This window comes from Hymenobacter lutimineralis, assembly GCF_008271285.1.
Taxonomy (GTDB): Bacteria; Bacteroidota; Bacteroidia; order Cytophagales; family Hymenobacteraceae; genus Hymenobacter; species Hymenobacter lutimineralis.
The window spans coordinates 24,243-50,060 of the sequence record NZ_VTHL01000015.1; the positions used below are offsets into that span (position 1 = coordinate 24,243).

The 25,818-nt window shown below is 60.1% G+C and carries 24 protein-coding genes; 11 read left to right on the top strand and 13 right to left on the bottom strand.

The window, feature by feature from the left end:
• Positions 1-54: 54 nt before the first annotated feature.
• The 6 genes from FY528_RS14010 to xerD all read right to left on the bottom strand — a co-directional run bounded on the left by FY528_RS14010 (position 55) and on the right by xerD (position 9,262).
• The gene (locus FY528_RS14010) at positions 55-1,176 is read right to left on the bottom strand and encodes a hypothetical protein (RefSeq protein ID WP_222931821.1); all 1,122 of its coding nucleotides are present in this window, start codon (positions 1,174-1,176) and stop codon (positions 55-57) included.
• Positions 1,177-1,328: 152 nt separating this feature from the next.
• A complete protein-coding gene (locus tag FY528_RS14015; RefSeq protein ID WP_149071657.1) occupies positions 1,329-2,621 on the bottom strand; it encodes a DUF2851 family protein in 1,293 nt (430 codons plus the stop codon).
• Positions 2,622-2,753: 132 nt separating this feature from the next.
• Complete coding sequence (gene lolA1 / locus FY528_RS14020) at positions 2,754-3,398, bottom strand: outer membrane lipoprotein periplasmic chaperone LolA1 (RefSeq protein ID WP_149071658.1); 645 nt, start codon at positions 3,396-3,398, stop codon at positions 2,754-2,756.
• A gap of 134 nt (positions 3,399-3,532) precedes the next feature.
• Positions 3,533-6,451: an FtsK/SpoIIIE family DNA translocase gene (locus tag FY528_RS14025; RefSeq protein WP_149071659.1), complete on the bottom strand. Its 2,919-nt coding sequence runs from the start codon at positions 6,449-6,451 to the stop codon at positions 3,533-3,535.
• Positions 6,452-6,564: 113 nt separating this feature from the next.
• Positions 6,565-8,286, bottom strand: a complete 1,722-nt coding sequence (locus FY528_RS14030) for a DUF6044 family protein (protein WP_262383999.1) — start codon at positions 8,284-8,286, stop codon at positions 6,565-6,567.
• A gap of 76 nt (positions 8,287-8,362) precedes the next feature.
• Positions 8,363-9,262: a site-specific tyrosine recombinase XerD gene (gene xerD, locus FY528_RS14035; protein ID WP_149071661.1), complete on the bottom strand. Its 900-nt coding sequence runs from the start codon at positions 9,260-9,262 to the stop codon at positions 8,363-8,365.
• A gap of 197 nt (positions 9,263-9,459) precedes the next feature.
• Here xerD and aroQ point away from each other — a divergent pair, with 197 nt between their 5' ends.
• The 6 genes from aroQ to FY528_RS14065 all read left to right on the top strand — a co-directional run bounded on the left by aroQ (position 9,460) and on the right by FY528_RS14065 (position 14,275).
• Positions 9,460-9,906, top strand: a complete 447-nt coding sequence (aroQ, locus tag FY528_RS14040) for a type II 3-dehydroquinate dehydratase (protein WP_149071662.1) — start codon at positions 9,460-9,462, stop codon at positions 9,904-9,906.
• Positions 9,907-10,034: 128 nt separating this feature from the next.
• Positions 10,035-11,099 carry an aminotransferase class V-fold PLP-dependent enzyme gene (locus FY528_RS14045; RefSeq protein WP_149071663.1) on the top strand — a complete coding sequence of 355 codons (1,065 nt, stop codon included), beginning with the start codon at positions 10,035-10,037 and terminating at the stop codon, positions 11,097-11,099.
• Positions 11,100-11,292: 193 nt separating this feature from the next.
• Positions 11,293-11,856, top strand: a complete 564-nt coding sequence (locus FY528_RS14050) for a MarC family protein (protein WP_149071664.1) — start codon at positions 11,293-11,295, stop codon at positions 11,854-11,856.
• A gap of 139 nt (positions 11,857-11,995) precedes the next feature.
• Positions 11,996-12,463, top strand: coding sequence for a ribonuclease HI (gene rnhA, locus FY528_RS14055; protein WP_149071665.1), 468 nt, complete (start codon positions 11,996-11,998; stop codon positions 12,461-12,463).
• Positions 12,460-13,545 (top strand): acyltransferase family protein, encoded by a 1,086-nt coding sequence (locus FY528_RS14060; protein WP_149071666.1) that lies wholly within the window; start codon positions 12,460-12,462, stop codon positions 13,543-13,545. The genes rnhA and FY528_RS14060 overlap by 4 nt, the downstream gene beginning before the upstream one ends.
• A 4-nt stretch (positions 13,546-13,549) precedes the next feature.
• The gene (locus tag FY528_RS14065; protein ID WP_187632125.1) at positions 13,550-14,275 is read left to right on the top strand and encodes a tRNA1(Val) (adenine(37)-N6)-methyltransferase; all 726 of its coding nucleotides are present in this window, start codon (positions 13,550-13,552) and stop codon (positions 14,273-14,275) included.
• On the opposite strand, the gene FY528_RS14070 is transcribed toward FY528_RS14065, so the two are convergent.
• From FY528_RS14070 to FY528_RS14080, 3 genes are read right to left on the bottom strand one after another with little or no spacing between them, the layout of a single operon-like run.
• Positions 14,238-14,972: an ATP-binding cassette domain-containing protein gene (locus FY528_RS14070; RefSeq protein WP_149071668.1), complete on the bottom strand. Its 735-nt coding sequence runs from the start codon at positions 14,970-14,972 to the stop codon at positions 14,238-14,240. The genes FY528_RS14065 and FY528_RS14070 overlap by 38 nt on opposite strands.
• A complete protein-coding gene (locus FY528_RS14075) occupies positions 14,965-15,921 on the bottom strand; it encodes a hypothetical protein (RefSeq protein ID WP_149071669.1) in 957 nt (318 codons plus the stop codon). The genes FY528_RS14070 and FY528_RS14075 overlap by 8 nt, the downstream gene beginning before the upstream one ends.
• 3 nt (positions 15,922-15,924) lie before the next feature.
• Positions 15,925-17,295 (bottom strand): saccharopine dehydrogenase C-terminal domain-containing protein, encoded by a 1,371-nt coding sequence (locus FY528_RS14080; protein ID WP_149071670.1) that lies wholly within the window; start codon positions 17,293-17,295, stop codon positions 15,925-15,927.
• A 213-nt stretch (positions 17,296-17,508) separates the two neighbouring features.
• On the opposite strand from FY528_RS14080, the gene cdd reads away from it, so the two are divergent.
• Both cdd and FY528_RS14090 read left to right on the top strand, forming a co-directional pair.
• On the top strand, positions 17,509-18,003 hold the full coding sequence (gene cdd / locus FY528_RS14085; protein ID WP_149071671.1) for a cytidine deaminase: 495 nt from the start codon (positions 17,509-17,511) through the stop codon (positions 18,001-18,003).
• 170 nt (positions 18,004-18,173) lie between these two features.
• Positions 18,174-18,794 carry an alpha/beta hydrolase gene (locus FY528_RS14090; RefSeq protein WP_262384001.1) on the top strand — a complete coding sequence of 207 codons (621 nt, stop codon included), beginning with the start codon at positions 18,174-18,176 and terminating at the stop codon, positions 18,792-18,794.
• A 63-nt stretch (positions 18,795-18,857) separates the two neighbouring features.
• On the opposite strand, the gene FY528_RS14095 is transcribed toward FY528_RS14090, so the two are convergent.
• The 4 genes from FY528_RS14095 to FY528_RS14110 all read right to left on the bottom strand — a co-directional run bounded on the left by FY528_RS14095 (position 18,858) and on the right by FY528_RS14110 (position 23,557).
• Entirely contained in the window at positions 18,858-19,604 is a 747-nt protein-coding gene (locus FY528_RS14095) for an SDR family NAD(P)-dependent oxidoreductase (RefSeq protein ID WP_149071673.1), read from the bottom strand.
• 49 nt (positions 19,605-19,653) lie between these two features.
• The gene (gene porT / locus FY528_RS14100; protein ID WP_149071674.1) at positions 19,654-20,433 is read right to left on the bottom strand and encodes a type IX secretion/gliding motility protein PorT/SprT; all 780 of its coding nucleotides are present in this window, start codon (positions 20,431-20,433) and stop codon (positions 19,654-19,656) included.
• Positions 20,382-21,110: a bifunctional demethylmenaquinone methyltransferase/2-methoxy-6-polyprenyl-1,4-benzoquinol methylase UbiE gene (gene ubiE, locus FY528_RS14105; RefSeq protein ID WP_149071675.1), complete on the bottom strand. Its 729-nt coding sequence runs from the start codon at positions 21,108-21,110 to the stop codon at positions 20,382-20,384. Before ubiE ends, porT begins: the two co-directional genes overlap by 52 nt.
• A gap of 125 nt (positions 21,111-21,235) precedes the next feature.
• Complete coding sequence (locus FY528_RS14110) at positions 21,236-23,557, bottom strand: OmpA family protein (RefSeq protein ID WP_262384002.1); 2,322 nt, start codon at positions 23,555-23,557, stop codon at positions 21,236-21,238.
• 525 nt (positions 23,558-24,082) lie between these two features.
• On the opposite strand from FY528_RS14110, the gene yihA reads away from it, so the two are divergent.
• From yihA to FY528_RS14125, 3 genes are all read left to right on the top strand, one after another.
• Entirely contained in the window at positions 24,083-24,700 is a 618-nt protein-coding gene (yihA, locus tag FY528_RS14115) for a ribosome biogenesis GTP-binding protein YihA/YsxC (RefSeq protein WP_149071677.1), read from the top strand.
• Positions 24,701-24,782: 82 nt separating this feature from the next.
• A complete protein-coding gene (locus FY528_RS14120) occupies positions 24,783-25,223 on the top strand; it encodes an energy transducer TonB (protein ID WP_149071678.1) in 441 nt (146 codons plus the stop codon).
• Between the two features lie 28 nt (positions 25,224-25,251).
• Positions 25,252-25,809 carry a DUF5606 family protein gene (locus FY528_RS14125; protein ID WP_149071679.1) on the top strand — a complete coding sequence of 186 codons (558 nt, stop codon included), beginning with the start codon at positions 25,252-25,254 and terminating at the stop codon, positions 25,807-25,809.
• Positions 25,810-25,818 lie beyond the last annotated feature (9 nt).

The window sequence follows — 25,818 nt, forward strand, 5'->3', positions numbered from 1 at the left end:
CGCCAGGTTTCTAAACCGCAAAGATACGTGCCTTTCGCAGGGCGGCCAAGCCTCTTACTTCCTGGGCCAGGGAAGCCGCCGGAGCACCGCGGCCGCGTAGTCGTTTTGCAGGAGCAGCAGCAGCAGGAAAGGCAGAAACGCCGTGCGGTAGCGGGTAAGTGTACCTAAATTGGGCGTCGTAAGACCAATAAACAACGCAACAACCACGCAATACCACAAGAATACAAGAACAAGAGCAAACGGTAATGTCCCTGCTTTTTTACGTATCACGCCCAGCAAGCTAACCACCAACAAACCAAGCAGCCCCACATTTTCTAACCCAAGCAGCTGATATCGTAGATCTGGGCTTTCTCCCGGCCACGGCCGGCTAAGTGTATTAAATATAGCTACTGGTGCATGTTGCGCTATACTGCTCAAAGTGGGCTTCAAGTCTTGGTATACAATCAGAGGCTTGCCTACCGAGAGTTGACTCATTCCTCGGTAGGTAGTAATTACCTGATTGGTGAATTTATTGGCTCGGAAAACAGGTACTACTTCCGAAGCAGCCCATGCCCCTCCGCTGAAAAGGAAGCCAAAAAATACAAGTTGGCTCCACCAACTACGTAGGCTTCCCATATACTGTATTGTTCGGATCAAAAGTAGAATACCCAATCCTGCGAGCAGAAATATACTAAAGAAGAAGCGCATTTTGAAGGCCACATAAGCTAGCAGCAATGTCCAGACAACCGTGAGCGGTTGCACCTGGTCAGAGCCATAAGCCCACGTAACAACCCAAGCTGTACAACCAAGCACGCTTCCTGTCAGAAGTGCCTCCTTAGTTATACCCGAAGTCCAATAAATACAAGAAGGCCATATTAACAAAGCAAGAGCTGCGCTCAACGGAGGAACTGCCGGAAATAGCCGCAGGATTGTACGAGCCAGAAACCAGCATCCGGCAAAGCTGACTATCGAAAGGTAGGCAGCCGTCAGCCATGGATATCCTAGTGTAACCAGATTTAGGACTGAAAGAATTTTGATAAAAAACCAAGTATTAGAAAAGCCATGAAACCCCAGCTTGGTCCCCTGAAAATAAATAGCGCTTCCTTCCATTGTTTGCAGCCAATCAGGTACGCTGTACCAGAACTGGCGCGTCATCCGCCGTGACCAGATGACGACAAAGCGAACATCTTCGGTCATAAAGCGCGTAACCACCCAGCTAGTGGTTAGCTTGAGTAGCAAGGTGGGCAACAGCCAGTAACGTAACGGATGGGGAACGGTCAACTCACGCCGCAGCCACCAGCATAGCAGCCACAGTAACGGAATGTGTAGCCCAAGGGCCAGCAGTAGCTTCAAGAGACGAGCGTATTTTGGCGCAAAATACGATTTCCAATGGCACAATGCAGGCAGCGCCGGGGCTGGCAGTACGCCCGGTGCAGGGTAAGCAGCCCCTGGGAGTCGGCCGCCGACTTGTTATCGAAGCCCAGCGCCTCATACGGCGCCAGCAGGTGATTATGCTCGGCGGGAAGTTGCGTGAGCAGGTTAATGGCCTCCTCCGCCAGCTCGGGCTGCCCTACGTGCCGGGAATACGCTACCCGCAAGGGCACCACCACGTTGCTGACGAGCAGATGGGCACTACTGCGGCCCAGCTCAGCCAGGCTGCCGGCTTTGCCCGGCCGGGCGTGGTTCTGCCAGTAGGCGGGCAGCGGCGCCCGAAAGAATGCTTCCAGCGTCGTCACCTTATCGGCGGCTAGCAGGGGCGCAAACAACGTAGGGCGGGCATGCAGCAACGCCGCCAGCTGCACCAGCCGGACCGTGGGAAAGTTGGCCGGGCGGAGCCGCAGGAAATTCCATTCGTGGGCGTGCAGGGCAGTATCCGCTAAAGAGTACTTGTGGCGCAGGAAGCCGTACTCCCGCTGCAAAGCGGTGGAGTAGTCGTCAGGTTCTTCCAGATTTTCTAAAAACCCGGCCTGCCCAAGCAACAGCGCTTCGATTTGTAAAGGCTGATGGCGGTGGCGGCGCAGGACAGCCAGCGGCAGCGCCTTGGCTAGTCGGGCCAAGGGTTCGGTGTTCTTCTGAAAGCCAAAACCGGCCGCCAGCGCGTGCCAGGTGGTGGCTTCCCAGTCGCCCAGTAGCTGCTCGTGCAGGGCCAGTACTGTATCGGCCTTGCGCTGGGCCCGCTCCAGCAATGCCCGCTCTACCATGGAAAGCCGTGTTATTGAGGGCACCTGGGGCAGCAAGCCGGCGCAGGGTAACGTGGCCGCCGGAGCTGCCAGCAAGACCTCATAGGTGGACAGCAGTTCCGGCGCGATGCGCGGCCCCAGTTCCAGAGTGGGAATCAGGCTACCATCGGAACGGCGCACAGGCTGGTCGGCGGTGTACACCACGTGCAGGATAACCTGATCGTAGCGCAGGTCCAGCTGGTGTTGGTGGCGGTACCAGTCGGAGGCGCGCAGGTGGATTTCCACGGCTCCATTCCACTCTACTTCCCCAATGCGGAGGCGGGCACTGGGAAAGTCGGGGCCAGCTTCCTGGTGGCGGAAGCCGGGACGCAGCACCGTCAGCTCCTCTCCTTCCTGGGTGCGCAGACTGGCTTTATCGAAATACTGTTGCTGCCAGACATAGTGTAGAAAATCTTCCTGCATATGTTGCTGAGTTATAGTACACCTATTTCCGCTAGTTCCCGGAAGGAAAGTACTGACCAAGTAGCCCAAAACCAAACCGGCCCGCCCCCGCACGAGGCGGAAGCGGGCCGGTAAATTCGGCAAGTAAAAGGGTTAGCGCAGGTCAATTACCTTCACGCCTTTGTATTTGGCTTTGTCGAAAGTGAACGTGGTGGCATCTACCGGCACGTTGGGCGTGAACTTGCTGATGCGGAAGGTGTAGCGGTTGCCGTTCTTCTTGAACATCTGCCAGCTTTTCACCGAGCGGTCTTTCTTGCTCACCGACAGGCGCACCTTGTACACGGCGTTGTTACGGTCTTCGGGGGAAAGTTCAATGATGTCTACGGCCTCACCGGCTTCCTTGCCTTCCTGCACGTAAGAGTACTTGTAGCCCTTCTTATACAGTGTATAAATCTGCGAAGGCGAAATTTCCTGGTCGTCGGGCTCGTAGTCGGAAATGTTGACTTCGTTTTCCGACTTCATGTACGTCCACATGGTCTGGCCGTTGTTGATGACCTCCTGGCCATTCATCTTCAGCCGAAACTTGGTGCCGCTCACCGTGATGTCGCCCGAGAGGTTTTCCTTTACCTTGGCAGTGGGGTTTTCCAGTGTCTGGGTAAACGAGGCCTTGAAGGCTTTCATCGCCTGATACTTGGCACTCATCTGGTCCAGAATCTTAGCGGCTTTGGGGTCCTGCTGGGCTGAGGCGGCTGACGTAAGTGACACGGACAGGGCAAGCAGGGCGAGAAACTTTTTCATTGCGAAAAATGAGAGAGGGGTGTCTTGGACGAATACCGATAAAGCGCCGCCGGCTCCTATACGGACAAACTCCGGCTAGGGATAAAACCACGGAAAAAGCCCGCCATTTTGCCCTGAAGCTCAACGTTAGGCGCTTACTTGGGCAGGGTATTCAACAACTGTTCCAAACTGTACTCATCCGGAATTAAAACTTCGCGGGCCTTGCTTCCCTCGAAGGGCCCCACGATGCCCGCGTGCTCCAGTTGGTCGATCAGACGGCCGGCGCGGTTGTAGCCTAGCTTCAGGCGCCGCTGCAGCAGGGACGTGCTGCCCTGCTGGTGCGTGACGATTACGCGGGCAGCCTCCTCAAACATAGAGTCGCGCGAGGCGGGGTCGAAGTCCTCCGCATCGCCATTGCCCGTCCCCGATTCGCCCTGCACTTCCGGCAGCATGTAGGCCTCGGAGTAGCCCTGCTGCTCGCCGATAAAGTCACACACGCGGTCTACTTCCGGAGTATCGATAAAGGCGCACTGCACCCGGATCAAATCGGAGCCAGCCGAGAACAGCATGTCCCCCTGCCCTACCAGCTGGTCGGCGCCGCCGGTATCCAGAATGGTGCGCGAGTCGATTTTGCTGGTCACCTTAAAGGAAATCCGGCAAGGAAAGTTGGCCTTGATGATACCGGTAATTACGTTTACCGAAGGTCGCTGGGTGGCCACAATCAGGTGAATGCCGATGGCGCGGGCCAGCTGGGCTAGGCGGGCAATGGGCGTTTCAACCTCTTTGCCGGCCGTCATCATCAGGTCGGCCAGCTCGTCGATGACCAGCACGATGAAGGGCAGGTAGCGGTGGCCTTTCTTGGGGTTCAGGCGGCGCTCAATAAACTTGCGGTTGTACTCCTTCAGGTTGCGGCAGCCCGCATCCTTGAGTAGGTCGTAGCGCCGGTCCATTTCCATGCACAGGGAGTTGAGCGTATTCACCACCTTTTTGGTGTCGGTGATGATGGCCTCCTCCGTATCCGGCAGCTTGGCCAGGAAGTGACGCTCAATCTTGTTGAAGATGCTCAATTCCACCTTCTTGGGGTCGACAAGCACAAACTTAAGCTGGGCGGGGTGGCGCTTGTAGAGCAGAGAAGCCAGAATCACGTTCAGGCCCACCGATTTCCCCTGGCCCGTGGCCCCGGCCATGAGCAAGTGCGGCATTTTGGCCAGGTCGGCCACAAATACCTCGTTGGTGATGGTGCGGCCGAAGGCTACGGGCAAGTCCATTTCGGTGTGCGCGAACTTCTCCGTGGCAAACACCGAGCGGATGCTCACCATCTCCTTCTTCGTATTCGGCACCTCAATACCAATGGTGCCCTTGCCCGGGATGGGCGCAATGATGCGGATACCCAGGGCTGCGAGGCTCAGGGCAATGTCATCTTCCAGGCTCTTGATCTTGGAAATCCGCACCCCGGCATCGGGCACAATTTCGTAAAGCGTAACTGTGGGCCCAATGGTGGCTTTGATGCTGGCGATGTTGATGCCGTAGTGCCCCAGCGTCTCCACAATGCGGTCTTTGTTGGCCTCCAGCTCTTCTTTGGTGACTTGGGCTTTGGCCTGGCCGTAGTCGTTGAGCAGTTCCAGCGTGGGGTATTGGTAGCGGGAAAGGTCCAGCGTGGGGTCGTAGTTCACGTTGGGCATGGCGTCCGCATCCTCGTCCTCATCGGCAATGGCGGCCATGTCGGCCCCGGCGGCCGGGTCCAGCTCGGTCGTGTCTTGGTCGATTTGGAGGGCGGGCGCAGCCACGGGTATTTCCACCTCAAACGAAGGGCCTTTCGGCGCGGGGGCCGGTAGCGGAGCGTCGTTGTCGGCCAGGTCGGCCAACGACAGCGGCGTGGGAACCCGCGCGGGCGTGGGCGGCGCGACTTCCAGGGCCGGCGCTTCCACAGAAAAGGCCGGGCCAGCTGCTTTAGCAATGGCGCCGCCCATGCTTAAGGCGGCGGCACTGGCAGCCGTGGTGGCCGCAGCAGCCACCGGCGCCACGCTCAGCGGCACCGAAGCGGCAACTGCCGGAGCCGCCACCGCGCCGCTGGTGATAAAGGGAGGCTCTACTTCCTCGTCCTCCTCTTCCATGACCTGAGGAGCGACGGTTGGACTCGGGGTTACTGAGGCAAGCGGACCGGTGCGCTTGAGCGTCATGGCCGGTGCGGGGTCTTCTTCCTCCTCATCCATGGGCAGCGGGGCAGTAGCCCGACTGACGCCCTGCGGGTTGCGGCTTGCGTCAGAAGCAGAAGCCTGATTGGCAGCAACTTCTTCTTCCTCGCTTTCGGGGCGGCGCAGGTTTAGAGTGGTGACGTTGAAGAAGAACACCACAAACGAAATCAGCAGGAAGGCCAGCAGCAACACCGTCCCCCACCCGATCAGGCTGTCGAGCCAGAGGGCCACTTCGTAGCCGATGCCTCCGCTCAGGAAGTCGAGGCTGTGGGCCAGGGCGGGGTCGGCATCCGGGGCTTCGAGAGACAGCACCACGTAGCCCAGCAGCACGCTCAGCCAGCCCATTGTGAACAGGCACAAAGCCAGCACATAGCTGACCGACACATCCTGGCGGCGGAAAACAATTTTATATCCCAGGAAGAAAACTATGGGAATCAGGGCAAAGGCGGCCACCCCAAACCCGCGGTAGATCAGCCACTGCGCCAGCGTAGCCCCAATCAGGCCCAGCCAGTTGCCGGTTTCCTGCCCTGCCACCAGCAGCGGCGTCGTGCCGGCACTTTGCACCACGCTTTGGTCGGCGTGGCCCGTGAGCAGGAACGACAGGAACGCTATGGTCAGGTAAATGGAAGAGAGCAGGAAGAAGAAGCCCAGAAAGAGCTGAAACCGCCGGTCGCGCAGGAAGCCGAAGACGTTGCCCAGGGAAGGCAGCTTCACGGGGGTACGGGGCGTCTTGGGCGCTTTGCTCGTAGCCCGGGGCTCGGGCCGGCGGGACTCCCGGGGAGCCTCGGGGGCCGGGCGCGGCTGGTTGCGCGGCGGCCGGGGGGCATTGGCGGCCTGCGGAGCCGGCGCAGCGGGTTGTTTGTACGTATTTTTAGCCATTCGAAATCACACCTGAAAATCAAATCTACGGCTTTTCCGGCGTTTAACCGGCTTTTTTGCCGCTGGGAAGGAAGGTCAATCCGCGGGGAGTGGACTTGCGGCGGGCGGGCATTCTACAGCGTTTCATACACATACAGATGCCAGTAGGCGGTGGCATCGGCAAAGTCTCCTACTCGTTGTAAACCACTGCGGGCTGGGTGGGCCAGGGCTACCGCCGAAACCACGTAGCGCCCCCCCAACTGCTTAAAGGTAGCGGCATCAAAGGCAAAATCCTGAATGGGGGCGTGGCTGGCCGGCACCCGGAAGTTTTTGCCCAGCTCCGCCGCCAGCAGGTAACAACGGTTGCCCCAGGCATCGAAGTATGTGCGTAATTGCGGGCTTTTGCTTAGCTCCCCGGCAATGAGCCGCCGAAACCGATGCTTGTACGGGAGCGGGTAATTGTTCTGGTAGCTGTCGAGGGTGTAGAAGCCATTGAGCTGAGCCACGGCCGGGGGCAGGCCCAGGCAGGCAATGCGGTAGCCCGCAGGCGCCTGGCCGCTACGAACCTGAAGGGCTTGCTGCACGCGGGTAAACAACGCGTGGGCCACCATCTGCTGGTAGTTAGGCTCGGCAGCGGCCGGGCGCCCCAGCAGCTGCCGCAGATTCAGGGTCCACTCGCGGTGCATGAGCAACACCACCAAGAGCTGCGCTACTACCAGCGCCCAGCGCACCCGCGCGGCGGGCAGCGTACGCAGGGCCAGCACCCACACCACCAGCCACAGCAGCGGCGTGAGAAAGTGGAAGCGCGTGAGGTTGAACGTCCGCAGGAAAGGCAGTCCGCCTTGTAGCGCCCCCAGCAGGCTGGGATAAAAGCCGCAGAACCCAGCCAGCAAGGTTAGCATCACGAGCAAGCATATAACCGGCCGCGCAGGGAAAGCCCGGCGCTGCAGGCGGGCCTGCCACCAAGCCAGGAGCACCGTCAGCAGGAGCAGCCCCCGGAAGAACAGGCTGCTGTGGTACTGCCCCATCAGACCAAACATTAGAGTACCGCGCACTTGCGACAGTAGTGTGGCCGGGGCCAGTTGCAGCAAATCAAACTCCGTGCGGTGGGGCACAAAGTGGTGCCGGAGCAAGGAAAACAGCAGCGGAAACTCCACCACGCCGTAGCTCACGGCCAGCAAGACCAACCCCAGCCAGGCGCGCCAGCTTAAGCGGCGCTGCTGCCAGTCAGTCCAAGCCAGGTAGCCGCCCGCTCCTACCAGCACGAATACCCCCGCCAGCACTAGATTCGACCACAGCGGAAACAACGCCAGCAACAGCCAGGGCCAGAGGACCGGCTTTGGCCCGCGCAAGGTGTGCACGGCCAGCAGCACCGCCGGCTGCCCCAGCACCGACAGGCCATACATCGAATACAGCGGAAGCATGGCCCAGCTCAAGGCAACCCCTGCCGCCAAGGCCCGCTGCTCCCGGGCCGGCAGCAGCCAGCAGCGCAGCAGCGCGTACATACTCAGCAAGCCCGCCACCCGTACCAGCACCATGTTCAGCAAATAGGCTGGCAGCGGTGGCAGCAGCTCAAAGCACGCTACCGTCACGCTCAGGCCCGGCCGCAAGGCGTTGCGCGGCAGGCCATTCATGATCTGCGGCAGCACGGTGTGGGCTCCATAGTTCAAGGCCGTGCCCGTGCGCGCCAGCAGGTAGGGTCCGGCTAGCTCGGCATCCAGGTTGTCGTCGAGGGTGATATAGGTTTGAGGGCCTAGCACCCACAGGGGCAGCAGCAATACTGCCAGTGCCACCAATGCCCATAGCAACGGCGAGGCCCACAAACGACGCAGAAATAAACGCGGGAACGGAAACACTGCGACAAAATTAGCGCTTCAACGTCCGCAACCTAACCCCCGCCCTTTGCCCTGGCGACTGACTACTTCCGGCCAGCTAGCTGCGCGGATGAAACTCCGTGATAACCTGGCGCAGGTAGTCCCGGTCGAGGTGGGTGTAGATTTCGGTGGTGGTGATGCTTTCGTGGCCCAGCATTTCCTGCACGGCCCGCAGGTCGGCTCCGCCTTCGATGAGGTGGGTGGCAAACGAGTGGCGGAACGTGTGGGGGCTGATGCTCTTGCGCACCCCGGCTTTATCGGCGGCGGCTTTGATGATGTTGAAAATCATCACCCGGGAAAGCTTGGTGCCGCGCTTGTTGAGGAACACGTGGTCCTCGTGACCCGGCTGGATGTCGAGGTGGCAGCGCACTCCGCTCAGGTAAAAGCCCAGGTGCTTAAGGGCGTCGCCGCCAATGGGCACGAGGCGTTCTTTGTTGCCCTTGCCCGTCACGCGCACGAAGCCATCCTCGGCGTATACGTTGGAGAGGCGCAGCTCCGTCAGCTCGCTCACCCGCAGGCCCGAGGAATACAGCACTTCCAGGATGGCCCGGTTGCGGGTGCCCTCGTTGGTACTCAGGTCGATGGACTCCAGCAGCTGTACTATCTCCTGGTAGCTCAGCGTATCGGGGAGCTTGCGGCCGGTTTTGGGGGCTTCCAGCGTGTCGGTGGGGTCGATGCTGAGCTGGTCTTCCATGATGAGGAAGTGGAAAAATGCCTTCAGCCCCGAAAGCGTGCGGGCCTGGGAGGTGGCACTCAGCTCCAGCTCCCCCAGCCAGGCCAGAAACTCCCGCAGCAGCTCCGGGCCTATTTCCTGCGGCCGCAGCGTGAGCTGGCGCAGCGCCAGAAACTGCCGCAGCTTCTGCACGTCGCGGCTGTAGGCTTCCACGGAGTTGCCCGACAACGATTTTTCCAGCCGCAGGTAGCCGTCGAATTGCTTTTGGTAGATGGACCAGTTCACGCAGAAGCCGCCAGCGCGGTGATTGGGGTGGAAACAGCAGGATGCTGCCGGGCAAAGGTCGGACAACAAACCCGCCCGCACAGAATTTTCTACTGGCACCGAAAAGTATTCTGCCTTCTGCCAACGTTCTACGACCTTTACCTCCGCTACCCGGCCTTGCGCGGGCGGGTGGTTTTCTTCGGCTTCTCCCCTACGCTATGCAACTTCTCCTGCTCAACGGCCCGAACCTGAACCTGCTGGGCCACCGCGAACCAGGCATCTACGGTTCCCGCTCTTTCGAAGACTACCTGCCCGAGCTGCGCGAAGCCTTCCCGCACCTCACCCTCGAATATTTTCAGAGCAACCACGAGGGCGAGTTGATTGACAAGCTGCACGAAGTAGGCTTCACCTACCACGGCGTGGTGCTGAATGCCGGGGGCTTCACGCACACCAGCGTGGCCCTGGCCGATGCCGTGGCCGCCATCAACACACCGGTGGTAGAAGTGCACCTGAGCAACCTGCACGCCCGGGAGGAGTTTCGCCAGAAAAGCCTGATCGGCCGCAACTGCGTGGGCAGTATTGCCGGCTTCAAGCTCGAAAGCTACAAGCTGGCCCTGCACTACTTCGACGGCCTGCGCCCCAAGCGTGTGGGGTTTAAAGTTTAAGGTGCTAATGTGTTTCGAATGTGCTGATGTGCTAATAATTGTTATCGATTAGCACATCAGCACATTCGAAACACATTAGCACCTTAGGCTCCTACCTTTGTATTTCCTTCCTTCTGACTTCTTCACCTATGTATACATTCAATCCGGGCCCGGCAGCAGTTTATCCGCAGGTGCGCCAGTACTTGCAGGACGCCTTCGATGAGGGCTGGCTCTCGGCCCCGCACCGCGGCGAGCGGTTCACGACCCTGCTGCGCCAAACGGTAACCGACCTCAAAACGCGCCTCAACGTGCCCCAGGACTACACCGTGTTCCTGATGGGCTCGGCCACGGAGTGCTGGGAGGTGCTGGCCCAAAGCCTGACGCCCACCAAAAGCCTGCACGTGTACAACGGCGCTTTTGGCGAGAAATGGTTTGAGTACGCCAAGGCCCTGCGCCCGGCTTCCTCGGCCGTCACGTTTGGCCTCGATGAACTGCCCGACATCAGCAAGCTGCCCATGGACCTGCAGACGGACCTGGTCTGCATTACCCAAAACGAAACCAGCAACGCCACCCAGCTGCGCGACGGGTTTATCCTGAACCTGTTCAACCGCCTGCCCAGCAATGCCCTACTGGCGGTGGATGCTACCTCTTCCCTGGCCGGTATTCAGCTCAAGTACATCAAAGCTGATATCTGGTACGGCTCGGTGCAGAAGTGCTTCGGGCTGCCCGCCGGGCTGTCGGTGATGCTGCTCTCGCCGCGGTCGGTAGAGCGGTTCCGCAAAATCAATGAGCGGGCCCACTACAACAGCCTCGTGCACCAGTACGAGAAGATGCTCAACTTCCAGACGAACTATACCCCGAACGTGCTGGGCATCTACCTGCTGAGCCGCATGCTGCAGGAGCGCGCCCCCATCAAGGCTGTGCACCAGCACATGACCGAGCGCGCCACCAAGCTCTACGACTACTTCGACCAGGCCACCCAGCTCACTCCGCTGGTGCAGAACCCCGAAACGCGCTCTACCACCGTCATCGGCTTGCAGGGTGCGCCGGCCCTTATCGACGAGGTGAAGCGTCGGGCCCTGGCCCAGGGCCTGCAGCTGGGCAACGGCTACGGCAGCTGGAAATCCGGCTCCCTGCGCATTGCTAACTTCCCGGCCATCCCCGACGAAGCCTTCGAGCAGCTGGTGCAGTTTTTCGCCAAGGAATTCGCTTAGCTGCGGATGGAACGGATGGAAAAACGGATGAAACAGATGGGCAGAACGGATGAAACGGCTGGCTGTTCCTTGCTACGAGCCGCATTTCCATAAGCGCAAGCCCTAGCTGGCGTACTGCGTTGATTACCGTAACCGTGCCCGGCCCCCTCCCCTCCGTTTCATCCGTTCATTCATCCGTTAGCATCTGCGGTCCATGTTTAGCCTGAAGGAAATTACCTCCGTCACTCTTACGCTGTTTGCCATCATTGATATTTTGGGCTCTATTCCCATTATCATTCAGATCCGGCAGCGCGAAGGGCGCATCAACTCGGAGCTGGCTACGCTAGTGGCGGGCATTCTGATGGTGGCTTTCCTGTTTCTGGGGCAAAGCATTCTGGCGTTGTTCAGCGTGGATTTGCAGTCGTTTGCGCTGGCGGGCTCCATCATCATCTTCCTCATCGGCATGGAAATGATCCTGGGCGTGGAGCTTTTCCGGCACAACCCCACAGCCTCGGGCACGGGCTCCATTGTGCCGCTGGCCTTCCCCCTCATTGTGGGCGCCGGCACCATGACGACGCTGCTTTCCCTGCGTGCGGTATACTCTCTACCCAACGTGCTGGTAGGCATTGTAGCCAACCTCGTGTTCGTGTACCTGGTGCTCAAAAGCTCGGCCTGGATTGAGCGGAAGCTGGGCAAAGCCGGTGAGGACATCCTGCGCCGCGTCTTTGGCGTCATCCTGCTGGCCATTGCCATCAAGCTGTTCAAACAGAACTTTTAATTGAATGTGGGAAATGTGAGAAATGCGGGAGAATGTGCAGAATGAAATGCCAGGCTGAAGTAACCGACAGCGCTGATTCTGCACCACATTCGCTCCGTTTTTCACATTTTCCACATTTCTCACATTCCCCACATCCGAATTGATTTACTTATTCACTGATGGCTCTTCCCGCGGCAACCCCGGCCCGGGCGGGTACGGAGCCATTCTGCGCTTCGGGCAGCACGAGAAGGAGCTTACCCAGGGCTTCCGGCTGACCACCAACAACCGCATGGAGCTGCTGGCCGTGATTGTGGGCCTGGAAGCCATTACGCGCCCTGAGCTGCCCATCACGGTGGTTACTGACTCGAAGTACGTGGTAGATGCGGTAGAGAAGCGCTGGGTATTTGGCTGGGCCCAGAAGCCTGATTTCGGAAAGAAAGCCAATGAGGACCTCTGGCGGCGCTTTCTGAAAGTGCACCGCCAGCGCAAAGTGCAGTTTAAGTGGGTACGCGGCCACAACGGCCACCCCGAGAACGAGCGGTGCGACCAGCTGGCCGTCTGGAGTGCCACGCAAGGCAAGCTGCTTATCGACGAGGGCTACGAGCTGCTGGAGTCGCAGCGGGCATGAACCGCGGGTACCTGCCGGCCCTGACGGGCTTTCGGGCCGTGGCGGCGCTGCTGGTGTTTCTGTTTCACTACCGCACCGCGGCGGGGTGGCTGCCCTCGGGCCTGGAGGACGCCTGGCGGGCCCTGGCCAGCCAGCTAAACCTCGGCGTATCGTTGTTTTTCACCCTGAGTGGTTTTCTGCTTGGCCGCCTCTACTACGCCGCACCCTGGCCGGGAGCCCGGCGCTTCTGGCAGCGGCGTTTTGCGCGCATCTACCCGCTGTTTTTTCTCCTCACCACTCTTCAGTTCCTTTTTCACCCCGCGCTTAAGGGATTAAGGCCGGCTGTTTGGTGGCCCCAGTATCTGCTCAATGTCTCCCTGCTGAAGGGCTTCTCTCACCGGTGGCACCTGACGGGCATCGGACCAGCCTGGTCGCTCACGGTGGAAGAATGCTTCTACCTGCTGCTGCCCGTCCTGTTGTGGCTGGCCTACCGATTCACCCCGCGCATTTGGGCGGGGTGCGCCCTCGTGCTGGCTCTGCTGGGTTTGGGCTTAAGCGCCCTCCTGCCCCCCATAGGCTGGCTGGAAACCCCGCATTTCACGCTGCTGGTCACTTTTTTCGGGCGGAGCGCAGAATTTCTGATTGGCGCCGCCTTCGCCCTGCTTCCCGCTGGCCGGCTGACGCGGGCTACCAGCTGGGGCTTGCTGCTGAGCACCGTGGTGCTGGGGCTGCAAGTGGGCATTGCCCGGCACTATGGGGTAGCCGCAGCCATCGACACCTGGCCGGGAATGGCCCTCAATAACTGGGGGCTGCCCGTGGCCTCGGGGCTGCTACTCTACGGCCTAGCCACGGAGCCCAGTTGGCTAAGCCAGGTGCTCAGTAGCCGGCCTCTGCAGGTGCTGGGGCGCAGCTCCTACGCTTTCTACCTCTTGCACCTGAGCGTAGTAGCCGATTTTATCCAGGGCCGGCTGCACCGGCATGTGCCCCAACTGCCGGCGGTTCTCTCACTCTTCTTGCTGCTGGTTACAGCAGCCGTTGCGCTGCATTACCTGGTTGAGAAACCTGTTCACCGCTGGCTCACGCAAGCGGCGCCTTCTGAGTAGACCTATGGCTAACAACTATTTTCAGTTCAAGCAATTCCGAATAGAGCAGGCCGCGTGCGCCATGAAAGTCAGCACAGATGCCTGCGTGCTGGGTGCGGTAGCGGACCTCAGCCACGCCAAGCGGATTCTGGACATCGGTACGGGCACCGGCCTGCTGGCGCTGATGGCGGCCCAGCGCAACCCGGCGGCGCAGATTGAGGCCGTCGAAATCGATCCGGCGGCGGCGGCGCAGGCGGCGGCCAATGCGGCGGCCTGCCCCTGGAGCTACCGCCTTCACATCCGGGCCCTGAGCCTGCGTGCCTACGCCGCCACCCAGCCGGGCTCGTTCGACCATATTCTCTGTAACCCGCCGTTTTTCCGGCATTCGCTCCGCTCGCCCGACGACCGGCGCACCACGGCCCGGCACGCGGCAGAGGATACCCTTAGCTTCGGGGAGCTAGCGGGGTTTGCGGCAGCCCACCTCACGCCGGCCGGCCGCCTCACGGTGCTGCTGCCCCCGGCAGAAATGCAGGAGTTCGTGCGTACCGCGCACCAGGCGGGCCTCTACTCTATTACCCAGCTGGTCCTCCGCCACCGCGCTGGCAGCAAGCCGCTGCGCTGCATCACCGCCTTCGGCCTGACGCCCCAGCCAATGCAGCAAACGGAGCTGACGATGCGCGCCGCCGCCGATGACAGCTTGTATTCAGCTGAGTTCAGTGCGTTGCTGCAGCCGTTTTACCTGGCCCTGTAGCCTCGGGCAGCAGGGCCCGCACCTGGGCCAGCTTGTCCTGGAAAAAGTTATCCAGCAGATCGGGAGCTACCTGGCCGAACTCCGCGGCCGCATAGTGGCGGCGCACGCGGCCATCGGCCAGCACCGTTATTTCGTCGCACAGCTCGGTGAGGGAACCCAGCAGATGAGAGGTGAGCAGAATGCCCACCCCCTGTTGGCGCAAGCGGCGCAGAATCCCCATCACCAGCAGGTTGGCACCCAGGTCGAGGCCGTTGAAAGGCTCGTCGAGAATCAGGTAGCGGAAGGGTTGCACCAGCAACGCCAGCAGCGCCAGCTTTTTCTTCATGCCAGCCGAGTACTCCTCGGCGTACTGATCGAGGGGCAGCTCTAACAGCTGGTTCCAGCCATTAAAGTCCACCAGCGGCCGGCCCCGAGCCTGCAGACTGAACTCGAGATACTCGCGGCCCGTGAGGCGGGGGTAGAAATAGGGCTCATAGGGCAGCAGGCCCGTGCTAGGCCGAACAGGCAGCCCGGTTGTTTCGCGGATGGTACCCCGGTAGTCGGCGTGCAGGCCGTAGAGGCAGTGCAGGAGCGTGGTTTTGCCCGCCCCGTTGGCCCCCACCAGCCCGTGCAGGGTGCCGGGCCGCAGCGTAAGGCTCACGTCGCGCAGCACGGCGTGCGCGCCAAACGACTTCTGCAGCTGCTGAATCTCAATCATAGCGAAAACGGGAAAGCTGGCGGCGGCTTTTCCAGATCAGCCCGAAAAACGCCACCAGCAGCAGGCTGGGATACACTGGGTGCCCGGTTAGCAGCACCGCCACGGCCAGCACTAGGCCTTGAGTAAGGCGCACCAGCAGGGCATTGGGGTAAAACGCGTACCGGGCCAGCACCACCATAGTAACTAGCACTGCCCCGAGCAGGGCCGCTACGGCCGCGCCGCCACTGCCGGTGGCCCCCGTGCCCAACAGCCACACGAAGGGGGCAGCCGTGAGGCCATAATACGCCAGGGCCAGGGCACAACGGCGGCCCAGCCAGCTGGCTGGGCCGCGCAAGGCTGGCAGCAGCAGGGGCCACGGCTCGGGAGTGCCGTAGCAGCCTGCCAGCACCAGCACCCAGCCGCCTATAGCCAGGGCCGGCACCACGGGGTAGCGCTGCCCCCACGCCGCCGCGCCCAGCAGCCCCAGCCACCAGAACCACGCCCCCGTCTGCCGGAAGCCCCCAACCAGTTCCAGCGCCTCGCTCCGAAAAACTGCCGGTTGGCGGTGACGAGCCGCCCGGGCCTGGGCCGGAGGCATCCACCCCACGGCGGCGGCCACCAGCAGGGTGAGCCCTGCGGTGCCGGCCTGCCGGAACCCCAGGAGCACCAATGCGGCGGGCAAGGCCAACAAAGTGTATTCCACGGCCAGCCAACCGCGAAAGTAGGGGGCGCTCAACGCCAGAAAAGGTACATCCGGGCGGCGGCGGTGGGTACCTGCCAGCATCAGCAGCACCAGCAGGGGCACCAGCCAGTGCGCCGTGGCATGGCTGGCCAGCACCGTAAGGGCCCGGGCCACGGCTGCCAGCAGTAAGGGCAACAGCAGGGCCAGGCGCCACCACCCTACTTCCAGCACCTGCCGGCCCAGGGTGCGGCCGCGGAGCCGCAAATAGGCGCTCAGTCCCCGCTGCACGGGCTACTGGCTGATGGCCGCTACCATTTGCCCCGCGCCGGCTTCTTCCACGAACCGAATACCGTAGTCGGCTGCCAGTTCCGCGAGTATCGGCTCGTAGATATCGGCGTGCGTGGGAATGACAACGCCCGGGTGCGCTACTTGGCCCTGCGCCAGCCGCCGCACAGCCATACCCAGCGGCAGGCCTACGGTTTTGGCCATGGCTGTATGCACAGCATCATCGCCCAGCACTACCAGCGAGGAAGTGTGCCAACGGGGCTGGCCTTCCAACTCATATTCAAATAGATGCTGCATCACAATCATATCGTGGTCCTGGGGCTGCAGCACCCATTTTTTGGTCAGCAGCAGCTCCAGCAGCTGGGCGGGCGTGGCGTCGGATAGGCCAACGGGTTCCTCCCCAAAAATACCCAGCCAGTTGAGGCGGCTCATTTCGGGTCCCTGCACCTCCAGCCCCAGGTAGGCAGCGCAACGCTCGGCCAGCGTGCCCGCAGTAGCAGCCGCCGGCAAATAGGCCGCCACGAGGTCCTGCCAGGGCATGTCGGCGGAGTTGCCGAGGTGAACCTGATCATCGGTGAGGCCCAGCTGCACTAGCGCATGCCAGGCCGCGCAGTAGCCGGGACGGCGGAGGGTGCCGCGCAAAATGGTGCGAATGTCGTCGAGGCCGTAGGGCTGGCGGTAGCTCAGGGAGTCGCGGTTAGCATAGCCATCGAAAGCCCCGTAGCCGGGCACCTGCAGCTGCTCGGTGCGGGCAAACAAATGCTGATATGGTATGTAGCGCAGCTGGCCCTGCTCCAGGTACTTGGCGGTGCTCTGGCCGGCCAGCACCACGTTGCGCGGGTTCCAGGTGAACTTATACTTCCAGGGGTTTTCGCCTTCAGAGTCGGGGGCCATCAGGCCCCCACAGTACGATTTAAAGGAGGTAAGACGCCCGCCTTGCGCCCGGATATCGTCAATTACCTGCATGGCCGACATGTGGTCGAGGCCGGGGTCGAGGCCACACTCCATGAGCAGGGTAATGCCCGCGGCCTGGGCTTCAGCATCGAAGGCCCGGATTTCGGGGCTCACGTAGCTGGCCGTAGCCAGGTGGCGGCCGTGGTGCACGCAGGCCTTGGCAATGATGGGGTGAAACAACGCCGGCAGCATGGATATAACGATATCGGCATTGCTGACCAGCGTATCCAGCAACGGGGCATCCGCAATTTCAAAGGCTACGGCCCGGGCATAGGCGGCGTGCGGGGCCAGTATGTCCTGTAGAAAGGCGGGGTTAACGTCGCCGATGGTGAGGTGCCAGTTTTCGGTGGGCGCGTGCTGCAGCAGGTAGCGGATCAGGGAGGAGGCGGAGCGCCCGGCGCCGAGCAGTAGAATGCGGGTCATGCAGGAACGAAAGAAGCGGGCCCGCGGCTGCGCGCCCTGGTGGGTGGGAATTCAGGGTCAAGTATCGGCAAAATCTGCTGAACCCGCGTGCCTGGCGGCTCCCACATTTTTGCCGTAGCCCTTATTGAACCCCACAGATTTGTAGTACATTCACCGCCCCTTCCCGCACCGGGGCCGCTGTCTGGCTTCGTGAGGTTTATTTTATCGTTGCCGATGGCCCACCCGCATACGCTCACCATCACGGTAGAGGTGCTGAACTCCGAAGCTGAACTCTCGCCTGCCGAGGCTACGGTATGGCACGCGGCCCGCGCCGCTACCGACCATTCCTACGCCCCCTACTCCCACTTTCACGTGGGCGCGGCGCTGCTGCTCGACGATGGGTCGGTCTTTAAGGGTACCAACCAGGAAAATGCCGCCTTCCCCTCCGGGCTGTGCGCCGAGCGTACAGCCTTGTTTGGCCTGGCCGCCAGCCAGCCGGAGCGCCGCATCCGGGTCATGGCCGTGGCCGCCCGCCCGGCTACGGGGAGTTTTGTGGCCGTAACATCGTGCGGAGCCTGCCGCCAGGTGATGACGGAGTATGAGCACCGCCAGGGGGAGGCTATTCCGCTGCTGCTGCCGGGCCCCGGCAACACCATTTACCGCTTCCAGCGCCTGAGCGACCTGCTGCCCTTCGGCTTCACGCCCAACGACCTGCCCGCTCATCAGTAGCTTCCTGTCGATATAGGAAAGCACAGAAGCCGTATTGCCGTGCCCGCCAGCCTTTGCTCTCGCCCGGTGCGTTCTGCTAGCTGTAAGCCTAGTTTTTTGCCCTAGAGCCCGCGTTAATGTCCGCTGCCCAGGAACACCATCTTACCGTTAGCCGCTCGGCCCGCTATTATATGGCAGGCACTTTATCGGATCAGACGCGCCACTTGTGGATTGTCTGCCACGGCTACGGGCAATTGGCGCAGTATTTCATTCGCCACTTCACCGCGCTGGCAACTGCCGACCCCACTTTGGCTGTTGTGGCCCCGGAAGCCCTTTCCCGTTTTTACCTGCAGGGTACCAGCGGCCGGGTGGGCGCCAGCTGGATGACGCGGGATGACCGGCTAACCGAAATTGACGACTACGTAGCCTACCTCAATCAGCTCACCGATACTATGCTGGCTGCCTGCCCGGCCGAGGTCAGGGTTACGGTGCTGGGATTTTCGCAGGGTTCAGCAACTGTAAGCCGCTGGCTGGCGCAAGCACGCTTCCAACCTACCCGGCTGATTCTGTGGGCCGGCGCCTTTCCGCCCGATATGGACTTTGCCGTGGCTACGCACCTAGCCCGGCGGGTACCCATCGTGTTGGTTTGCGGTACCCAGGACGAGTACGTGACCGAGGAAAACCTTGCGGCCCAGGTAGCTTTTCTGCACAACTTGGGCTGCCCCCCCGAAGTCCGCCGCTTTGTCGGGCGGCACGAACTCAATGCTGAAATTATACAGCACCTGCACGCGGAGGTTTCGGGGCTCAAGTAAAAAGCCGCCCCGGGTCGGGAGCGGCTTCACTGCGCAGGTGCTGGTGCTGGTGCTGGAATACCGCTAGGCGTCGCGCTTGAAATGCATGGTGGAGGCCTGCGCAGCAGGCAACAAGAGCACCTCAGCAATGTTCACGTGCGGGGGGCGCGTCACCATAAAGGCAATGACCTCGGCTACGTCCTCGGCCCGAAGGGGTTGGAACCCTTTATACACGGCCGCCGCCCGGCTTTCGTTGCCCTTGAAGCGTACCTGAGCAAACTCCGTCTCCACGGCCCCAGGGTTGACCTCTGCCACCCGGATGCCGTGGGGCAGCAAGTCCAGGCGCATGCTCTTGCTCAGCGAGGCCACGGCGGCCTTGGAAGCACAGTACACGTTGCCGTTGGGATACGCCTCGTGCCCGGCAATGGAACCGATATTAATGACGTGCCCGCGCTGACGCTGGGTCATACCCGGCAACACGGCGCGACTCACGTACAGCAGACCCTTCACGTTGCTATCGAGCATCGCATCCCAGTCGGCTACGTCGCCTTCCTGGATAGGTCCTAGCCCGTGGGCATTGCCGGCATTGTTGATCAGCACATCAATGGCCTGGAAGGCTTCGGGTAGGCTGGCAATGGCCGCTTCGGTGGCAGCCCGGTCGCGCACGTCAAACGTGAGCAGGTGTACTGGGGTGGTAAGCTGCTGGGCCAGTTCCGCCAGCCGCTCGTAGCGGCGGCCAGTCAGAATCAGAGAATAGCCGGCCTGGGCTAAAGCAATGGCCGTAGCCCGACCAATACCGGAAGAAGCGCCGGTAACTAACGCGAGTGGCATAGGGTAAGTAAGTAGCCAGGACCGAGCTCAGAAGAAAAGTCGGCCCTGCTTATTCGAAGTTCAGGTACAAGGTTACGGCATTGGTCCGCAGGCGCTGCAGGTTGCGGCTGTACACGTCGGTGCCGGATTGCAGCACGTTGGGCAGGCCGTGTGAGAAGCGCAGTTCCGGGGCGAACTTAAAAAACGGGTAAAATAAATCCATACCTACCCCATACTCCAGGGAGTAATCCGTATTAGCCGTGCGCAGCACGCTGGTTTCCGGGTCCTGCCGCCGGTTGGTCACACTCACGCTGGCTTTGGCGCCGGCAATGAGGTACATGCGCGAGTTGCCGCGGCGCTCCGAATGGTACTTGAGCAGCAGCGGAAACTCCAGCACCGTCCCGCCCACCTCCTGGGTTTTGATGGAGTCGGCCGGGGAGTACGACAAGGGCTTGTATTCAATCCGGCGGTTGGCAAATGACACGCCCGGCGTAAAGCGCAAGTTGAAGAAATCAGCCAACCGGGCATCAGCAATAAAGTTCACGCCAAAGCTGGGACTAATCACGGAGTTTGCTGAAACCTCCCGCGTCTGTACGTAGCGGTTAGAATGCTCTACCCGAAAGCGCGTGGCACTAGCATTTAGCTGAAACCCGCCGTGAAACCACTTGTCATCGTAGCCCGGCAAGTTGTTGACCGTCAAGGTTTTTACGTTGCCATTGCGGCCGCGCCGGGCCCGGGTGGGGCTTTGGGCATCGGCCGCGTGACTTAGCAAAAGGCCAGCCCCCACCAACAAGCCTGCTATTTTGTAGCGGTGTAGATGGAGCTGATGCCGAAGGTGAGGGGTTGCCATGCAGTAGTGTTAAAGCCCACTTGGGTTAGAATGGTCAGAAAATCACGCCCGTCCGGAAAGGCCTGCACCGACTCGGGCAGGTAGGTATACGCGGCGCGGTCTTTTGAAATCAGCTTACCAAATACGGGCAGAATGTGCCGGAAATAGAAGTTGTACGCCTGCTTCATGGGGAAAGCCGTAGGCTTGGAAAACTCCAGAATCACGAGCTTACCGCCGGGGCGCAGCACGCGGCGCATTTCCGCCAGCCCTTTCGACAGATTTTCGAAGTTGCGCACCCCGAAGGAGGCCGTTACGGCGTCAAAGTGGTCATCGGGGAACGGTAGGTTCTCCGAGTCGCCGAGTTCCAGCTGAATGCGTTGGCTCAGGCCTTTGGCTTCCAGCTTGCGGCGACCTACTTCCAGCATGCCTTCCGATATATCCACCCCGGTGATCTGAGCGTCGGCCGAAGCGGCCCGCAGGGTCTCAATGGCGAAATCGGCCGTGCCGGTAGCAATGTCCAGGATGCGGGCCGGCCGTAGCGCCTTCAACTCCCCCACGGCCTTGCGCCGCCAGTAAATGTCGGTGCCGGCACTCAGGAAATGGTTGAGGAAGTCGTATTTGCCAGCTATGCTGTTGAACATCTGCGCTACCTGCGACTTCTTGCCGGCGGCATCATCTTTATAAGGAACTACGGACATACTTCGGGAGGAAAACGAGAAAAGAGCGGCCGAATTGCCCAAACTTAACGCGGTGGGCGCGATTATGTTAAAAAAAAAGGCCAGGCACCAGGCCCGACCTTTCTTTTAGACTGATTTCGTGCCGCTTAGGGCTTTACCGTGGTGGTCGAATCGGTAGGAGTTGTGGTAGCAGGCGTGGTGGTAGCCGGGGCCGCCTGGGTGGAGTCGGTGGCAGCCGGAGCCGCAGGCGTAGCTACGCTGGCGGGAGCCGCACCTTCTACTTGAAGCTTGGTTTTGCCGGTTTCGTCCTTGGTCTTGGCATCAATTTCACCCTCTTTATAGACGGTTTTTGATTCCTGATCATTCGCGCCCTTGGTTTTCACTTTCACTTTGTCGCTGTCCTCGTCCACTTTGGTTTTCACCTTAGTGCCGTCGGCCATCTTCACCTTGCTCTTGCCAGGCTGCAGCGAAGTGCGAGTGGTACCTGTGCCCGTAGCTCCCGTGCGGGTGCCCGTGCCGGTAGTACCGGCGCCCGTGCTGCTTGCGCCCGTGCCGGTTCCAGCACCGCTGCCGGTACCAGGGTTCAGTTTCGGCATGGCTTCCCCTTCCTTCAGGATGGGGCGGAACTCTACGCGGCGGTTAAGCTGCATGTTCTCCGGCGAATCGTTCGGGGCATCCGGACGACGCTCCCCGTAGCTGGTGGTTACCAGGCGGGTTTCGGCAATGCCATTCTTCTTCAGGAAGTTGTAAGCAGCATCGGCGCGGTTCTGACCGAGTACGATGTTGTACTCATCCGTATTGCGCGAGTCGCAGTGGCCTTCGATGGACAGGTTCAGGCCAGGGTTAGCCTTCAGAATACGGGTAATGTTGTTCAACTCCGTAATCGACTCAGGCCGCAGCTTGTACTTGTCGGTGTCGAAGTAGATCTTCTTGAACATGGTCGCCACCGTCTGTGTGGTGTCTACATACGGCACGTAGAAGTTCTTCTCAATCACCGTCGAGTCGGCGGTTACGATGGGAACAGCAAACTCCTGCGTTTCGATGCTCTTGCCGTCTTTCGACACGGCTACCTGGTAAGTACGGCCCGAGAGCACGCTTACTTGGTAGTTACCGGAGTCGGGCTTGGTCACGTCGCGGTAGCTCAGGGCTGTTTTGTCGGCCTGGGTGCCGCTGAACACCAGCTCTACGCCCGGAATCACCGTCACGCTGTCCTTAGCCGAAATGACCTTACCGCGGATGATGGCGTTCTTGATGTAGTTGATGGTGTAGATGTCCTTTTCACCGTAGCCACCGATGCGGTACGACGACATGTAGGCATACGAACCATCCGGCGACAGGCGGTAGTAGCTGTCGTCGTCGGGGGTGTTAATGGGGTAGCCCATGTTCTCGGCACGGCTCCACTTACGGCCAATAGAGTCCCACTCCGACTTGAAGATGTCGTAGCCGCCCATGGTGTTGTGGCCCCGCGAGGAGAAATACAACGTCTTACCGTCGCGGCTCAGGAAGGGGCTGTCGTCATCGTACTTGGTGTTGATGGCGTTGCCAATGGTCTTGGCCTCGCCCCAGTCGCCGCCGGGCTGACGGGTAGCGAAGTAGATGTCCAGCGTGCCGTCTTCCGAGTACTTACCCGTAGAGAAGTAAATGGTGCGGCCGTCCGGAGTAATGTAGGCATCCGACTCGAACTGCTTCGAGTTGATGTTGTTGTTCAGCTTCTTGGGCTCCGTCCAGTCGCCGCCGGCCTTCTCCGAGTAGAAGATGTCGCCGCCTTCATCCTGGCGGTACATCAGCATCTTCGTGTCGTTGTCGAATACCTGGATAGAGGCGTCGTGGCCTTTGCCGTTCAGCACGCCCGACAGGGAGCGGGGCTTTTCCCAGTTCTCGTCGTCGATGCGCTTGGCTTCGAAGATGTCTTCGTAGTACTCACCGTCGGAGGCCAGGTTGCCCTTACCGTTTTTAGCATCGGCCGAGGAGGCGTTGGCACCCGTTACGTTTTCACCGCGCGAGGTGAAGAGCAGCAACTTATCGTCGCTGGAAATAACGGGGCTATGCTCCGAGAAGGGCGTGTTAATGGTGGGCCCCAGGTTCTTCACGAAGATGTCCTTGGGGCTATTGAACTGCACTTTGGCATTCTTGCTGTGCTGAATCAGCTGGGCCAGCTCCGCTTTGCGGGTGTCCTTCTTTTTCAGGGTAGCGTTGTAGGCCTGGTAGTGCGTAATGGCCTCGTCGAAGTTGTAGTTCAGGTGGTCAACCCGTCCCAGCCAGTACTCTACATCCTTGGAGACGTTTTTCTTCAGGCGCTGGGCCTTGTAGATGTAGTCACTGGCTTTCTCCTTGTCAAAGGACATGTAGGCAATGCCGGCGCGAAACAAGGCTACCGCGTTGTTCGGCTCCTTGGCCAACACCTGCTCGTAGTAAGGAATAGCTGCCCGGTAATTCTCTAAATCGAAGAACTTGTTTGCGGTCTTCAACTGCTTACGGGTACTTTGGGCCAGTGCAGGCTGGCTTACTGCCGTAGCAAGGGCGAAGGCGCAAGAGGCCGTTAATAACCTTCTGACTACGTTGTCCATTGGAGAGAAAATTTGGGAAATATGACGGAATTTCGGGGAGAATGGACCCAATCACGAGGACTGGGCTACTTTTTTAGGTGACCCTTATACTGAAATGCGTTTTCAAGGTTAGCCTTTCAGGAAAAGAATGCCGGTAAAACCCGGCCGGAGGGCACGAAAACTGACACGCGCCCTAGCCGGTTTGGGCAAAGATAGACATTTCAAAATACGGCACTCTTCCTATATACTGCTGCCAAACACCCTGATAAAAAGGCGCTTGACAAGGAAGTGAGTCGTACGTTTCTAGTACTAATACCATATCACACAGTACTGGAATCGGTGCAAATATAGCCTGCCTTTGTAAACTACAAGAAAATCCACGAAAATATTTACTTCGGCATCCTTCCGCATTGTGTTACTTTTGCGGGTCAACCGATTCTTTTTTCTATGCTGATTCGCTCGGCCAAATTCCTTACCAGCAATACACGCGTGGACCAATGCCCCGTCCCGGATAAACCGGAGTACGCGTTTATCGGGCGCTCCAACGTGGGCAAATCTTCCCTCATCAATATGCTCACGGGGCACAAAGGGTTGGCCAAAACCTCCGCCCAGCCCGGCAAAACCCAGCTGATCAATCATTTTCTGATCAACGACTATTGGTATCTGGTTGACTTACCGGGCTATGGCTACGCCAAAGTGAGCAAAGACTCGCGGGCGGCCTGGGAGCGTATGATTCGCTTTTACCTGCGCGAGCGGCCCAATCTGACGTGTGTATTCGTGCTTATCGATTCGCGGCACGAACCCCTGGCCCCCGATCTGGCCTTTATAGATATGCTGGGGACTATGGGTGTGCCGTTCGTGCTGGTATTTACGAAAGCCGATAAGCAGTCGGCGTTGCGTACGCAGCAAAACGTGGCGGCCTACACGGCAAAGCTGAGCGAAACCTGGGACGAATTACCCCGGCAGTTTATTACATCGGCTTCGGAAAAAACCGGGCGCGATGAGGTGCTTTCTTTTATTGAAGAAGTAAATCAGCAGCTCGCCCAAAACCCCGATAATGCGTAAATTTGGACAGGACAGAAAATTACCGGAATTAATTTTCTGGTCATTTTTCCGCTCTTCACTTTCTCTTCATTTCCTCCCCTCCATGAAAAAAATCTATTGCGCCCTGGCCCTGGGTTTCCTGGCGGGCGCTCCGGCCCTGGCCCAACAGGCTACCCCCGCCGCGCCCGCTCCGGCCCCCGCGGCTCCGGCCCCGGCTCAGGCAGGCCCTACGGGCGTAGTAGCCGCCGCCAAATACTACGAAGGCGGCGCTGAAGCCATGTATGCCTTCATCAACCAGGAGCTGAAGTACCCCGTTATGGCCCGGCGCAACCGCATCCAGGGCACGTGCATCGTTTCCTTCACGCTCAATACCGATGGTACGCTGTCGGGGGTGAAGCTGGTGAAGCAGGTAGGCGGGGGCTGCGGGGAAGAGGCCCTGCGCCTGGTACGCCTGCTGAAATTTCAGAAGCCGGAATACGCCATCCTCACCAACCTTCCCATTGCTTTCAAGCTCCCTGCCCCGGGTCAGACCGCGGCGCAGTAACTTTGCCTTTCGTACCAACTGCTTTTTTATGCCCTATGATCTGAAGGAGGTAGCCGCCATCAGCGGAATGCCCGGCCTCTACCGCCTCGTGCGCCCTACCCGGGCCGGCGTTATCGTGGAAACCCTCGACGAGCGGGCTACCCGCTCCGTAGCCTCGGCCCGCAACAAGGTGTCGCTGCTCCACGAAATTTCCATCTACACCCAGGACTACGACCAGACTGTGCCATTGGCGGAGGTATTCGACCGGATTCGCCAGCACTACGGGGAGGACTTTGCCCTCACCAACAAGTCGGACGACCGGGACCTGACCTCGTTCATGGAAACCATTATTCCCGACTATGACCGCCAGCGCGTGTACATGTCGGACATCAAGAAGCTGGTGACCTGGTACCGCCTGGTAAGCACGGCCCTCCCTTACGATGCTGCCCCCGAAACGGCCGCTCCGGAAGCGGAGGAAACCGCTGTGGAGGCCCAGCCCGCGCAGGAAGAAGCGCCAGCCAAGGCACCCAAAGCGGCTAAGTCGGAGGATACGGTGGAAACCGCCGAAGCCAAGCCCAAAGCTCGCGCCAAGAAGAAAGCCGAGTAAGGCAGGTGT

Excerpts from the sequence above, each read along its gene's own strand:
- FY528_RS14095 (WP_149071673.1), bottom strand. The coding sequence starts at position 19,604 with ATGCCACTCGCGTTAGTTACCGGCGCTTCTTCCGGTATTGGTCGGGCT.
- FY528_RS14120 (WP_149071678.1), top strand. The coding sequence starts at position 24,783 with ATGAAAAAAATCTATTGCGCCCTGGCCCTGGGTTTCCTGGCGGGCGCT.
- FY528_RS14015 (WP_149071657.1), bottom strand. The coding sequence starts at position 2,621 with ATGCAGGAAGATTTTCTACACTATGTCTGGCAGCAACAGTATTTCGAT.
- FY528_RS14025 (WP_149071659.1), bottom strand. The coding sequence starts at position 6,451 with ATGGCTAAAAATACGTACAAACAACCCGCTGCGCCGGCTCCGCAGGCC.
- cdd (WP_149071671.1), top strand. The coding sequence starts at position 17,509 with ATGGCCCACCCGCATACGCTCACCATCACGGTAGAGGTGCTGAACTCC.
- lolA1 (WP_149071658.1), bottom strand. The coding sequence starts at position 3,398 with ATGAAAAAGTTTCTCGCCCTGCTTGCCCTGTCCGTGTCACTTACGTCA.
- FY528_RS14045 (WP_149071663.1), top strand. The coding sequence starts at position 10,035 with ATGTATACATTCAATCCGGGCCCGGCAGCAGTTTATCCGCAGGTGCGC.
- ubiE (WP_149071675.1), bottom strand. The coding sequence starts at position 21,110 with ATGTCCGTAGTTCCTTATAAAGATGATGCCGCCGGCAAGAAGTCGCAG.
- FY528_RS14090 (WP_262384001.1), top strand. The coding sequence starts at position 18,174 with ATGGCAGGCACTTTATCGGATCAGACGCGCCACTTGTGGATTGTCTGC.
- FY528_RS14065 (WP_187632125.1), top strand. The coding sequence starts at position 13,550 with ATGGCTAACAACTATTTTCAGTTCAAGCAATTCCGAATAGAGCAGGCC.
- porT (WP_149071674.1), bottom strand. The coding sequence starts at position 20,433 with ATGGCAACCCCTCACCTTCGGCATCAGCTCCATCTACACCGCTACAAA.
- FY528_RS14060 (WP_149071666.1), top strand. The coding sequence starts at position 12,460 with ATGAACCGCGGGTACCTGCCGGCCCTGACGGGCTTTCGGGCCGTGGCG.
- FY528_RS14080 (WP_149071670.1), bottom strand. The coding sequence starts at position 17,295 with ATGACCCGCATTCTACTGCTCGGCGCCGGGCGCTCCGCCTCCTCCCTG.
- FY528_RS14050 (WP_149071664.1), top strand. The coding sequence starts at position 11,293 with ATGTTTAGCCTGAAGGAAATTACCTCCGTCACTCTTACGCTGTTTGCC.
- FY528_RS14070 (WP_149071668.1), bottom strand. The coding sequence starts at position 14,972 with ATGATTGAGATTCAGCAGCTGCAGAAGTCGTTTGGCGCGCACGCCGTG.
- yihA (WP_149071677.1), top strand. The coding sequence starts at position 24,083 with ATGCTGATTCGCTCGGCCAAATTCCTTACCAGCAATACACGCGTGGAC.
- aroQ (WP_149071662.1), top strand. The coding sequence starts at position 9,460 with ATGCAACTTCTCCTGCTCAACGGCCCGAACCTGAACCTGCTGGGCCAC.
- FY528_RS14010 (WP_222931821.1), bottom strand. The coding sequence starts at position 1,176 with ATGACCGAAGATGTTCGCTTTGTCGTCATCTGGTCACGGCGGATGACG.
- FY528_RS14125 (WP_149071679.1), top strand. The coding sequence starts at position 25,252 with ATGCCCTATGATCTGAAGGAGGTAGCCGCCATCAGCGGAATGCCCGGC.